This is a genomic window from Allochromatium vinosum DSM 180, from assembly GCF_000025485.1.
Classification (GTDB): Bacteria; Pseudomonadota; Gammaproteobacteria; order Chromatiales; family Chromatiaceae; genus Thermochromatium; species Thermochromatium vinosum.
Genome location: NC_013851.1, coordinates 49,974 through 62,303, shown reverse-complemented (window position 1 = coordinate 62,303; position 12,330 = coordinate 49,974). Strand labels below are relative to the sequence as shown.

10 protein-coding genes are annotated in these 12,330 nt (G+C 64.4%); 4 read left to right on the top strand and 6 right to left on the bottom strand.

Annotated features, from left to right (window positions below):
- Nucleotides 1-46: 46 nt before the first annotated feature.
- On the bottom strand, nt 47-727 hold the full coding sequence (locus ALVIN_RS00275) for an SOUL family heme-binding protein (protein ID WP_012969303.1): 681 nt from the start codon (nt 725-727) through the stop codon (nt 47-49).
- A gap of 279 nt (nt 728-1,006) precedes the next feature.
- On the opposite strand from ALVIN_RS00275, the gene hypB reads away from it, so the two are divergent.
- The 4 genes from hypB to ALVIN_RS00255 all read left to right on the top strand — a co-directional run bounded on the left by hypB (nt 1,007) and on the right by ALVIN_RS00255 (nt 4,543).
- Nucleotides 1,007-1,885, top strand: a complete 879-nt coding sequence (gene hypB / locus ALVIN_RS00270) for a hydrogenase nickel incorporation protein HypB (protein WP_012969302.1) — start codon at nt 1,007-1,009, stop codon at nt 1,883-1,885.
- A 96-nt stretch (nt 1,886-1,981) separates the two neighbouring features.
- Complete coding sequence (locus ALVIN_RS00265) at nt 1,982-2,443, top strand: hypothetical protein (protein ID WP_012969301.1); 462 nt, start codon at nt 1,982-1,984, stop codon at nt 2,441-2,443.
- Nucleotides 2,444-2,612: 169 nt separating this feature from the next.
- The gene (locus ALVIN_RS00260; protein ID WP_012969300.1) at nt 2,613-3,512 is read left to right on the top strand and encodes a glycosyltransferase family 2 protein; all 900 of its coding nucleotides are present in this window, start codon (nt 2,613-2,615) and stop codon (nt 3,510-3,512) included.
- Nucleotides 3,509-4,543 (top strand): NAD-dependent epimerase/dehydratase family protein, encoded by a 1,035-nt coding sequence (locus tag ALVIN_RS00255; RefSeq protein WP_012969299.1) that lies wholly within the window; start codon nt 3,509-3,511, stop codon nt 4,541-4,543. Before ALVIN_RS00260 ends, ALVIN_RS00255 begins: the two co-directional genes overlap by 4 nt.
- On the opposite strand, the gene ALVIN_RS00250 is transcribed toward ALVIN_RS00255, so the two are convergent.
- The 5 genes from ALVIN_RS00250 to atpD all read right to left on the bottom strand — a co-directional run bounded on the left by ALVIN_RS00250 (nt 4,500) and on the right by atpD (nt 12,263).
- On the bottom strand, nt 4,500-6,707 hold the full coding sequence (locus tag ALVIN_RS00250) for a DUF1631 domain-containing protein (RefSeq protein WP_050750258.1): 2,208 nt from the start codon (nt 6,705-6,707) through the stop codon (nt 4,500-4,502). The genes ALVIN_RS00255 and ALVIN_RS00250 overlap by 44 nt on opposite strands.
- A gap of 348 nt (nt 6,708-7,055) precedes the next feature.
- Complete coding sequence (glmS, locus tag ALVIN_RS00245) at nt 7,056-8,888, bottom strand: glutamine--fructose-6-phosphate transaminase (isomerizing) (protein WP_012969297.1); 1,833 nt, start codon at nt 8,886-8,888, stop codon at nt 7,056-7,058.
- A 94-nt stretch (nt 8,889-8,982) separates the two neighbouring features.
- Entirely contained in the window at nt 8,983-10,347 is a 1,365-nt protein-coding gene (gene glmU / locus ALVIN_RS00240) for a bifunctional UDP-N-acetylglucosamine diphosphorylase/glucosamine-1-phosphate N-acetyltransferase GlmU (RefSeq protein ID WP_012969296.1), read from the bottom strand.
- Between the two features lie 92 nt (nt 10,348-10,439).
- Entirely contained in the window at nt 10,440-10,865 is a 426-nt protein-coding gene (locus ALVIN_RS00235; protein WP_012969295.1) for a F0F1 ATP synthase subunit epsilon, read from the bottom strand.
- Nucleotides 10,866-10,880: 15 nt separating this feature from the next.
- Nucleotides 10,881-12,263, bottom strand: coding sequence for a F0F1 ATP synthase subunit beta (gene atpD / locus ALVIN_RS00230; protein ID WP_012969294.1), 1,383 nt, complete (start codon nt 12,261-12,263; stop codon nt 10,881-10,883).
- Between the last annotated feature and the right edge of the window lie 67 nt (nt 12,264-12,330).

Below are 12,330 nucleotides of genomic sequence, written 5' to 3'. Positions count from 1 at the left end.
CTCAGGGCGGGTGAGCCGTAGTGGCGCCGTCTTCGGCCGTCGCCGATCAGGAATCGGGACTCCCCGCCAGCGGAACCAGGATCTCGTTGCGTCGCAGCATCGGCAGTGAAAACGGCCCGTTGTAACGAGCATAGATCGGCACGCCATGCGGCTGGAGTCCGTCACGCTGCAAGGCATCGAGCAGGCGCCGCTCCTCGTCGCGGTAGCGCGACTCGCTCCAGGAGCCGGAATAGCGACGCGCGGCCACACGGCCAGCCGGTTCCTCGCGCAGCCGGATACGCGGATTGTTGGGTCGGGGCAGCGCCTCCAGGGTGAACGACTCGGGCATCGCAAAGCTGATGACGTAGGTGTCGGATTCGGCGGCCGCCGGGCGCTGGGTGACGGGGGCGGTCATCTCCAGGCGCGTGCCGGCGCCTGGATCGGCTCCTGAGGACATCTCGCCCGGACGCTGGCTGACCGGCGCGGTCATGGCGATCTTCGCCTCGCCCTGATTGTCGCCGAAGATGTATCCGGCCAGAATCCTGAAGGCCTGTGAGCCGACCTCCTCGAAGGCGCCCCGAACCTCGACCTCGGCGACGCGATAGGGCTCGTAGTCGCGCAACTCGTAGTCCTCGGTCGTCTTGAGGATCTGGTAACGCGGTTCCTCGGTGGCCATGGCAAAGGCTCCTGAAAGCAATAGAACGGCGCCGAGCCAGGCGCGGGCCGTCCAGGTCTTGGAAGTGGTCATGTTGGATCTCGTGGCCATATGGCGACTGTGCTGTTTCGGTTGGCGCGCGCGGCGCGCAATCGGATTGGAGATGGGGGAGCCGTGGTTCGGGTGCAAGGCTCTCGGGAGGATGCCGGCGTCGGTAGGCGCCGGAGATCAAGCAACCTGATGTCGCACATTCACAGGCCCGAATCCGACGGCAAGGCGTCCATCAGTGACTCGACAACCCACCTCACAAAGGGACTGACCCTGGATACCGGATGACGTACACTGCCAGCTTTCGCTGGGAGGGAGTCATCCATGTGCAATACCTGCGGCTGCAACATCACACCCGGTAACGAACACCTCGTCCAGGGCGATGGACGCCATGCCCAAACCACGGACGGCAAGGCGGCCGTCGAGGTGCTTCAGGGACTGCTGTCCGAAAACGACCACCAGGCCGCGCACAATCGCGAGCATCTCGACCATCATGGCGTCCTGGCACTGAACCTGATGTCCTCACCCGGCGCCGGCAAGACCCGCCTGCTGGAAGCCACTATCGAGGCGCTCGGCCCGGAACTGCGCATCGCCGTGATCGAGGGCGATCTGGAGACCGAGAACGACGCCGAGCGCATCCGCGCCAAGGGTGTCCCGGCGATCCAGATCGCCACCGGCAGCGCCTGTCACCTCGACGCCCATCTCGTCCATCAGGCACTGCATCGCCTGGACCTCAGTCAGATCGACCTGCTCTTCATCGAGAACGTCGGCAATCTGGTCTGTCCGGCCAGTTTTGATCTGGGGCAGCATCGCAATGTGATCCTGATTTCGGTCCCCGAGGGCGACGACAAGCCGGCGAAGTATCCGGTCATGTTCCGCGCTGCCGATCTGGTGCTCTGCTCCAAATCCGATCTGCTGCCTCTGATGCCGGAGTTCGACCCCGAACGCGCCGAGCGCCATCTGCGCGCACTCGCCAGCACGGCCCCGTTCGAGAGCATCTCGGCACGCTCCCATGCGGACCTGGAACCCTGGCTACACTGGCTGCGCGACGAGTTACAGGCCCAGCGCGCACGGCTGGAACTCGGGCGTACGATTCGCCCCAACCATCAGCGCGACGGTGAGCACCGCTCGGGCCTGACGGGTATGGCGGCGCCCGGACACCATCATCACCACCATCACGAGCCGGCTCATACGCACGGCTGACAGGTCACAGACACATGGATCGGCCACCTGGCGCCCCTCGCCAGAGCCAGGACCAGGATGTTCCAAAACACCATAAAAACCCGATCTGGAGGATTCATGTCAGTGTCGTCTGTTAAGCCCAAGTCAACACGCGCCATACTCGCCTTGAGCACAGTGGCGGCCATCCTGGTCTATACGCCCGTGAGTCAGGCCTTCAATTTCGGCAACATGATGAACCCGAACCGCTGGTTCGGCGGCGATCGTGACCGCTACGACGATCCCTACTGGGGCGGACCCTATGCGCCCGGTCCCTATGGCGGCTATGGCTATCCCGGAGTCTATGGAGCACCCTATGGCCTGCCGTATGGCGTCCCAGGGTTCGGCGTGCCGCCGGCCGGCTATGGCGCGGTTCCAGCCCAGACGCCGGTGCCCTCGACACAGCCCAAGGTCGATCCAAGTGAGGTGGAGGCTCTCAAGCGCCGCATCGAGGAACTGGAGTCACGCCAGCAAGGTCCGTCGCAGCCGCCAAACCCTGAATGGCCGGCTGCTCCGGCCTTCCGCCCCATGAATCAATACTGAACCCGATCCGTGCTCGAACTGCGTTCAGGACACCGCCACGCCGTCCAGCCCGTTCACATGGCGGCGCCGAACGCGGTTCGAACGACCCGTCCGCCTGCATGGAGATACGAATCTCTGGCGGCGGCGGATTGGTCGTGACGGAAGGCTATTTCAGTCCGGAGTCCAGTGCGTGACCGAGTCCCACTCACCTGTCCCAGCCGTCAGCCTCATCCTGGTCAACTACAACGCCGGTCCATTGCTTACGGACGCGGTCGGCGCGGCGCTCGCCTCCAGCGTTCCGGTCGAAGTCATCGTCAGTGACAATGGCTCGCGCGACGACAGCCTGGAACGACTGAGACGGACACATGGCCGGGACGAGCGCCTGCGGATACTGGAAAACGGCGCCAATCTCGGCTTTGCCGCCGCCAACAATCGCGCCCTGCCCCTCGCACGCGCCGAGCGGTTGCTGTTCCTCAACCCTGACTGTCTCGTTGCGCCCGATACGCTCGAACGTCTGATCGCCATTCTCGACGCCCACCCCGAGGTCGGGATGATCGGCTGTCTGGTGTGCGATCCGGACGGCACCGAACAGGTCGCCTGCCGGCGCGCAATCCCGGATCCCTGGATCGCGCTCCAGCGCCTCCTGCGCCTGGATCGTCTGAACCGATCGGCCGCCGGACGGCGTCTGGACCAACGCCATCAGCCGTTGCCGACCGAACCGGTCGAGGTCGAGGCGATCTCGGGTTCCTTCATGCTGACGACCCGTCGGGCGCTGGAACAGGTCGGCCCGCTCGACGCGGGCTATTTCCTGCATTGCGAGGATCTCGACTGGTTCGTGCGCTTCCAGTCCGCCGGGCTGAAGATCCTGTTCGTACCGAACGTCAGTGTGATCCATCACAAGGGCGCCTGTAGCACCGGCGATCCGCTGGCCGTCGAGCGTCACAAACATCGCGGCATGGTGCGTTTCTTCCGCAAGCATCAGATGCAGCGGTATTCACGGCTGTTCGGCGGGTTCGTGATCGTCGGCATCTGGGTTCATTTCGGACTCAAGGCCGTCGTGATTCGGCTTGGCTCCAGGAGCCGTGCATGACGAACACGACTCAGGCCGCTCATCTCGGACCTGTCCTGGTGACTGGAGCGACCGGCCAGGTCGGGCGGCGCCTCGTCTCGGCCCTGCTCGAAACCGGGCATCCGGTGACCATCCTCACCCGCTCGCCTGCGGCCGCGCGACGACTGTGGCCGAGCGACCGGGTCGCGGTACATGCGGGAGACCTGACCGAGGCCGCGACGCTCGCCGGACTCGGCGAAGGTCTGAAGACCGTTTTCCATCTCGCCAGCTATGCGCCGCGTCCCGATGAGCCGGATCTCTACAACGCGCCGGATCACTGGCGCGTGACCGCCGAGGGTACGGCCAATCTGGTCGCGGCACTCACCGGATCAACGATCGAACGGCTGGTCTATGTCAGCACCGTCAAGGCGATGGGCGATCGCGCAGGCGCGCTCGGCCGGCCGGCCGGCGCCGACACGCCACCCGAGCCGGACTGTCTCTATGGCCGCGCCAAGCTCGCTGCCGAGCACAGCGTGCTCGAATTCGGCCGCGCGCACCGGACCAAGGTCAGCGTGATGCGTCTGCCGATGGTCTATGGACTCGACGGAGCCGGAAACATCGTGCGAATGGTCGAGGCGGTGGCTACCGGACGCTTTCCGCCCTGGCCGCACCAACACAACCGACGTTCGGCGATCCATGTCGAGGATGCCATCGCCGCCGCGCTCCTGATCGCCCGTCATCCCGAGACCGGTGACCGGACCTATATCGCCACCGACGGCCAGCCCTATTCGACCCGCTGGATCTACGAGCAGATCCGGCTCGCACTCGGGCAATCGGTTCCGCGCTGGACGCTACCGCTGTGGATACTGCAAGGAGCCGCGCTCGGCGGTACGCTCGTCGAGCGCGGGTTGGGGCAGCGTATGCCGCTGACACGCGATTCGCTCGCGAAGCTGACGCAGGATGCCTGGTATGACTCCAGTGCCATCACGGCCCTGGGTTTCGTGCCCCGACAGGGGCTGATGGACGAGATCAAGCGCCTGACTCGGCGGTCGTCGGCTGCATCCGCTCCATGACACGCGCCACGGCACGCTCGGTCAGTGGGTTTTGGCTCAGCAGACGCGCGGTTCCCTTGCGCAGATGCGTCGCCAGACTCGCGGCGGCGAGGGTCATGGCATTCTCGCCCTGACGATTGGTAAAGAGATAGACGCCCTTGAACTCGCTCACCCAGCTCAGACGCAAGGTGTTACGGGTTCCGCGCTCCGTCTGGAATTCGATCCAGGCACCTGGTTCGAGGGCCCGCACCAGATCGAGATGCGGATCAGCGGTCGCCGATACACCCTGGCCTGCTGAAGGCGACTTGGACGGTGCCGGTGCGCGGTCCGTCACTGGAGCGATCGGAGGAGTCGACGTCGACGTCGCCGCCCCGTTCAGCATGGCGCCTTCACCCCGCAAAGCGGCCACATGGCGCTGAATGAGCACACTGAAGAACTCGCTCCACGCCTCCTCCAGACCCAGGCGCGCCAGTCCCGAACGCAACCCCTGGATCAGGTGCGGCAGCCTGCCGATGAAGCGCTCGCGGTCCGCTGGATGGATCTTGGGCTCGACACTCCAGATCAATTCATCCATGAGCTGGAGCGCTTGGGTCCACTGCGGGTTGGCTTCACCCTGGCTCACGAACACCTCGCTGAGCACCTGACTCCAGCCCCGCTCGATGAAATCCACGATCAGGCCCGGGACACCCGGTCGGGTGATGCGCCCTTGGATCTCAGCCGCGACGCGACCGAGGGCAAGCTCCTGGCGTTCATGCCGGGCGAGTTCTTCGACGATTCCGGTCGCCTTGTCATACGACCGGGCGTCCTCCTTGGCCAGAAAGGCTTCGAGCCTCTCGACCTGGCTGGCGAAGATTCCGATGTCGGACTCGAATTCCGTGATCACGGCCGTGACGATCGCGCGAATCGTTTCCAACAACCTCGGGTTCTCGTGCTCGCCGTGTCCGACGCCCGCTTGAGCGATGACATCGAGCAGGCGTCGTGCCGGATGTTTACGGTCGGAAAAGAACCCCTTGTCGAGCAACGCGACTTTCAGCACCGGAATCTGGAGCTTGGCGATTTCAGCACGAATCGCCGCCGGCAATTCGGGATCATCGAAGATCGCTTCGAAGAGCATGGCCACGATGTCGATCGTCACGGCATCCACGGGCGGCGACCCGGTGGCCATGGGTGTGGCGCGCAGTTGAGCGACGACATTGCCGGCCCGGGGATCGAGAGGCGCCATTCCCAGACCCGGCACCGCTCCCGGAGCGAGTGGCCCACGTTGCAGACTGCCCAGTGCCTGTATCAACTGTTCATGGCCAAACCGTGGCGGCGTCGCGAGCGTTCCAGGGGGAGAGACAGCCGATCCGGCGACAGTGGCCGGCTGCACCGGGTTGCCGGCCAGCCGCTGTAACGCGGCGACCAATTGAGCAAAGACGTCATTCGCCGGCGACGATTGTTCGTTTGAGATCACCGAGGCCGCAGGCATCATTGGCGCGGTCGGCATCACGGAAGCGGACATGGCCCCCGGAATGCTCGACCGAACCTCGGATGTCTGCATGCCGGGTTCGGTCAGTGGAATCTTGGGCAGGATTCCCGACTCGATCAAATAGCGATTGATATCGTTATAGATGCCCGGCAGTTCGGCGGATGTCTGACGCTCGAACGCTTGCATCAGAAAGATCGCCAGTTCACGGCTCGCGTCCAGGGCTGTCAACGCCTGGAACAAGGCTCGGTAGAGGCCGATCGGATGCAGTGGGTTGTCTTCCGGGGTGAGTCGCGGCCCGTTCAACAAGACCGCCAGGCGCCGGTCGAGCGCCACCAGGGGTTGGGCGCAATTGAATGAGGCGCGTGTCGTCAGCTTGGTCATCGCCAGATCGAGTTCGAAGTCTTCTTCGTCGATCAGCCTGAGTTCATCGGGCAACTCGACCCGCGTGTGCCGATCTTGATCGGCAAGACGCTCGATGGATTCATCGAAGAGGCTCACATAGGCCTCACGGAAGTGCTGCAATAGCAGGGGTGCGCGATTGGCCAGGAGCGACATGGCATCGAAACACAGCTGGCGCTGCTCCTGCTCGAACGCCTGATCCATCATCGCGAGCAATTCGTCGTTCGCACGTCCGAGGCGGCGTGTAAAGACCGCCCGCACGGTGTCGATCAGACGTTCCCGGCACGTATGGAGAATGGCGAGCGTATCCGCCTGCATGGCATCGGACGGGCGGGGTTCCCGTCCCCCAAAGGGGATGACATTTGAGTTAGGCTGTTTGAACATGGTGGACGATGTGAACCCTATGGCAATAGGCCAAGTCCACAAGCCAAAGTTCAAGCGCCTCGGGATCGCAAACGCCGAGGCGGCTTGCAATTTAGTGCTCAGGGATACGACAGATCACGGCGGGCAAGTTTCGACAACGCTGAAGTCTAGGGGTTTCATTCATGTCTGTTTGCAAACTCCGTCACACTCTGACAAAAATAGCGCGCCCCAGGCCGTCGACAAAATGTCGACCGCTCACGATGCTCCGCGTGAGACAGTCCTTCAACTGACAGCAAGCCGAGCCTACTCCACCGTCACCGATTTGGCCAGATTGCGCGGCTGATCGACATCGGTCCCCTTGAGTACGGCCACATGATAGGCCAGCAGTTGCAGCGGGATGGTGAAGATCAGCGGATCGATCAGATCATCGGTCTCGGGCAGACGCACGACCGTCACGCCCTCGCCTTCCTCCAGCGGCACCTGAAAATCGGCGAAAACCACGAGCTGACCGCCACGGGCGCGCACCTCCTCCAGATTGGACTTGAGCTTTTCGAGCAGCGCGTTGTTGGGCGCAACCGCCACCACCGGCATCTGCTCGTCGATCAGCGCCAGGGGGCCATGCTTGAGTTCGCCCGCAGCATAGGCTTCGGCATGGATGTAGGAGATCTCCTTGAGCTTGAGCGCCCCTTCCATGGCGATCGGATATTGTTCGCCGCGCCCGAGAAAGAGGGCGTGCTGTTTGTCGATGAAGCGCTCGGCGAGTGCGGCGATGGTCTCGTCAAGACGCAGCACGTCTTCGATTTTGCCCGGCAGGGCGCGCAGCAGTGCCACCAGCCTGGCTTCGGTCGTCGCGTCGAGACGATGGAAGCGTCCAAGCGCGATGGTCAGCAGCAGCAGCGCCACCAGCTGGGTGGTGAACGCCTTGGTCGAGGCCACGCCGATCTCGGGTCCGGCATGGGTGAGAAAGACCAGATCCGACTCGCGCACCAGCGAACTCTCGGGCACGTTGCAGATGGCCAGCGTCGCGGCATAGCCGGACGCCTTGGCCTGACGCAGGGCAGCCAGGGTGTCGGCGGTCTCGCCAGACTGAGAGATGGTCACGAACAGCGCGTGCTCCGGAACCACGTGCCGGCGATAGCGATACTCGCTCGCCACCTCGACCTGACAGGGCAGACCGGCGACAGCCTCCATCCAGTAACGCGCCACCAGCGCGGCATGGAAGCTGGTGCCACAGGCGACGATCGTTACATTCCGAATACCCTGGAAGAGTTCACTGGCCTGGTTGCCGAAGGTCTCGGGCAACACCCGCTCACCCGTCAACCGACCTTCCAGGGTATCGGCGATGGCGCGCGGCTGCTCGAAGATCTCTTTCTGCATGTAGTGGCGATACGGACCGCGTTCGGTGGCCTCGGCCGCGACCGTGGAGGTCTTGATCGGGCGCTCGACGCGCTGGCCGGCGCGATCCCAGATGCGGACCTGATCGCGCGTCAGCTCGGCCAGATCCCCTTCCTCCAGGAAGATGAAGCGATTCGTGACCGGCAGCAGCGCAAAGACGTCCGAAGCGATGAAGTGCTCGCCGAAACCGACCCCGATCACCAATGGACTCCCCTCGCGCGCCGCGACCAGATGCTCGGGATCCGCCGCATCGATCACACCCAGCGCATAGGCTCCGCGCAAGCGTCCAGTGGCCGCGCGCACCGCCTCGATCAGTGATTGACCACGGTCGAGCTCGGCATGGATGGCATGGACCACGACCTCGGTGTCCGTCTCGGACGTGAAGACGTATCCGGCGGCGAGCTGTTCGCGTCGCAGTTCCTCGTGGTTCTCGATGATGCCGTTGTGAACGAGCATGCAACGATCGTGACTGACGTGCGGATGGGCATTGTGGGTCGCCGGCTCACCGTGGGTCGCCCAGCGTGTGTGAGCGATGCCGAGCGTGCCCGGCAGCGGACTGGCCGCGACCGCCTCGGCCAGACGCGCGACCTTGCCGAGTTCGCGCCGCCGATCAAGCCGGCCCGACTCATCGAGCACGGCCAGTCCCGCCGAGTCGTATCCGCGATATTCGAGCCGACGCAGCCCCTCCAGCAGGATGGCCGCGACTGGACGTTGAGCGATGGCACCGACGATTCCGCACATGGGCGATGGCCCCCTTGATCCTTGAGTTCAATATGCATTGGCGAGCGGGTCGAAACGATCGAGGCGTCGACCCCGTGTCATGGATTCAAGCCGTTCAAGTCTTCTTCGTGGGTCGCTTCCAGCCTTGGATCGTCGTCTGACGCGCGCGCGTGAGCGTGAGCTGATCGGCCGGCGCCTCGCGCGTGACGACCGAGCCGGCGCCGATGGTCGCGCCCGCGCCGACCGTGACCGGTGCCACCAGCGCCGTGTTGGAGCCGATGAAAGCCCCATCGCCGATCCGGGTCTTGAACTTGTTCACACCGTCATAGTTGCAGGTGATGGTGCCGGCGCCGACATTGACTCCGGCTCCGACCTCGGCATCGCCTAGATAGGTCAGATGATTGACTTTGCTGCCGCGTCCGACCTGTGTCTTCTTGATCTCGACGAAGTTGCCGACATGGGTGTCGTCGGCCAGCCGCGCTTCGGGGCGCAGACGGGCGAAGGGGCCGATGCGCGCGTTGGCGCCGACCTCGGCCGATTCGATGACACAGTTGGCCTGGATCTCGGTATCGGGACCGATGACGCAATCCTTGAGCACGCAGTTGGGACCGACGCGCACACCGGAGGCTAGACGGACCTCGCCTTCGATGACGACATTGACGTCGATGAAGACGTCCGGCTCCGTGTCAAGCCGCCCGCGCAGGTCGAAACGCGCCGGATCGGCCAGCGTCACGCCGGATCGCATCAGCGACTCGGCCTGCCGGCGTTGATGAATCCGCTCCAGCTCGGCGAGCTGGACGCGATCGTTCACACCAGCGACCTCGTGCAAGTCCTCCGGTTGCGTGGTCGCGATCGCCACACCTTCACGCGCCGCCAGTTCGATGACATCGGTCAGATAGTATTCGCCCTGAGCATTGTCGTCATCGATCCGGTCCAGCCAGGAGACCAGGCGTGCATGATCGGCGACCAGGAAGCCGGTATTGATCTCGCGGATCGCGCGTTCGTCGGACGTGGCATCCTTGTCCTCGACGATGCGGACCACCCGAGCCTCGGCATCGCGCAGGATGCGGCCATAGCCGCTCGGATCGTCCAGCTCGGCCGTCAGCACCGCCAGCGGCGTCGAACCCGCCAGCGCGACCAGTCGCTCCAGCGTCTCCGGCGTGATCAGCGGCACATCGCCATAGAGCACCAGCACCCGATCCATGTCGGTCAGCGCCGGCATGGCCTGGATGACGGCATGCCCCGTCCCGCGCTGCTCGGCCTGCTCGACCCAAAGGCAATCCTCGTCGGCCAGTGCCGCGCGCACCTGCTCCCCGCCATGCCCGTGGACCACGACGATCCGCGCCGGATCGAGCGCGCGCGCCGCCGCCAGCACATGCGCCAGCAGCGGACGTCCCGCGAGTGGATGCAACACCTTGGGCCGACGCGAACGCATCCGCTTGCCCTGCCCCGCCGCCAGGATCACGACACCTGTCTTCATCGCTCAGACTCCATCAAAGAAAAACGCCCCCGTCATCACTGATCGGGGGCGTCTGTTCGGATCGAATCGCTCAGCGCTGACCGCTGAACCGATCAGCCACGCTTCATCTTGCGCAGCTTCTCGATCGCCCGCAGTTGCGCCACGGCCTCGGCCAGCTCGGCCTGCGCCTTGGCGTACTCGAACTCGGCCTTCTGACCGGAGAGCGCATCCTCGGCGCGCCGCTTGGCTTCCAGCGCGGCGGCCTCGTCGAGATCGCGTGCGCGGATGGCGGTATCGGCCAGCACCGTCACTTTGTGCGGCTGGACTTCGAGCATGCCGCCGGAGACATAGAAATGCTCCTGCTCGCCCTGCTCGTTCTCCACCCGCACGTCGCCCGGACGCAGACGGCTGATGAAGGCGGTGTGCCGTGGCGCGATACCGACTTCACCCATCTCGGCCGTGGCATAGACCATGGCCGCCTGACCTGAGTGGATGGCGCCTTCGGCACTGACGATATCGACGTGGACTGTCATTGCCATTGGGAAAAGTCCCCCTTAGTTGGCCATCTTCTTGGCTTTCTCGACCGCTTCCTCGATGCCGCCGACCATGTAGAACGCCTGCTCGGGCAGGTGGTCGTACTCGCCGTTGACGATGGCCTTGAAGTCCTTGATGGTGTCCTTGACCGACACGAACTTGCCGGGCGCGCCGGTGAAGACTTCGGCGACGAAGAACGGCTGCGACAGGAAGCGCTGGATCTTACGCGCACGGTTGACGGTGAGCTTGTCTTCTTCCGACAGCTCGTCCATGCCCAGGATCGCGATGATGTCCTTGAGCTCCTTGTAGCGCTGGAGCGTCCCCTGCACGGCACGCGCAGTCTCGTAGTGCTCGGTGCCGACGACGTTGGGGTCGAGGATACGGCTGGTGGAGTCGAGCGGATCCACGGCGGGATAGATACCCAGCTCGGCGATCTGACGCGACAGCACCAGGGTGGCGTCCAGGTGCGCGAAGGTGGTGGCCGGCGAGGGGTCGGTCAAGTCGTCGGCGGGCACGTAGACGGCCTGGAACGAGGTGATCGAGCCGGTGCGGGTCGAGGTGATGCGCTCCTGCAGGGCGCCCATCTCGGAGGCCAGGGTCGGCTGATAACCCACGGCGGACGGCATACGGCCCAGCAGCGCGGACACCTCGGTACCGGCCAGGGTGTAACGGTAGATGTTGTCGATGAACATCAGCACGTCACGGCCTTCGTCGCGGAAGTACTCGGCCATGGTCAGGCCGGTCAGGGCCACGCGCAGACGGTTGCCCGGCGGCTCGTTCATCTGGCCGTAGACCAGGGCCACCTTGTCGAGAACGCCGCCGTCCTTCATCTCGTGATAGAAGTCGTTACCCTCACGCGTACGCTCACCGACGCCCGCGAACACCGAGAAACCCGAGTGTTCGACAGCGATGTTACGGATCAGCTCCATCAGGGTGACGGTCTTGCCGACGCCGGCGCCGCCGAACAGACCGACCTTACCGCCCTTGGCGATCGGCATGATCAGGTCGATGACCTTGATGCCGGTCTCCAGGATCTCGGTCGAGGCGGCCTGATCTTCCAGCTTGGGTGCCTGACGGTGGATCGACCAGCGCGCTTCGCTCTTGACTTCGCCCTGCTCGTCGATGGGATTGCCCAGCACGTCCATGATGCGGCCCAGGGTCGCCTGACCGACCGGCACCTGAATGGGCGCGCCCGTGGCGGTCACGTCGACGCCGCGCTGCAGACCGTCGGTCGAACCCATGGCGATGGTACGCACCACACCGTCGCCGAGCTGCTGCTGGACTTCCAGCGTCAGACCCGTCGACTCGATTTTGAGCGCATCATAGACCTTGGGCATCTCGCCGCGCGGGAACTGCACGTCCACCACGGCGCCGATGATTTCCACCACGTTACCGGAACTCATAGTCTTTATCCTCTTTGGCCTCACAGCCACTTAAGCGATTCTGTTTGGATCCCGTGCCCCGCCCGGA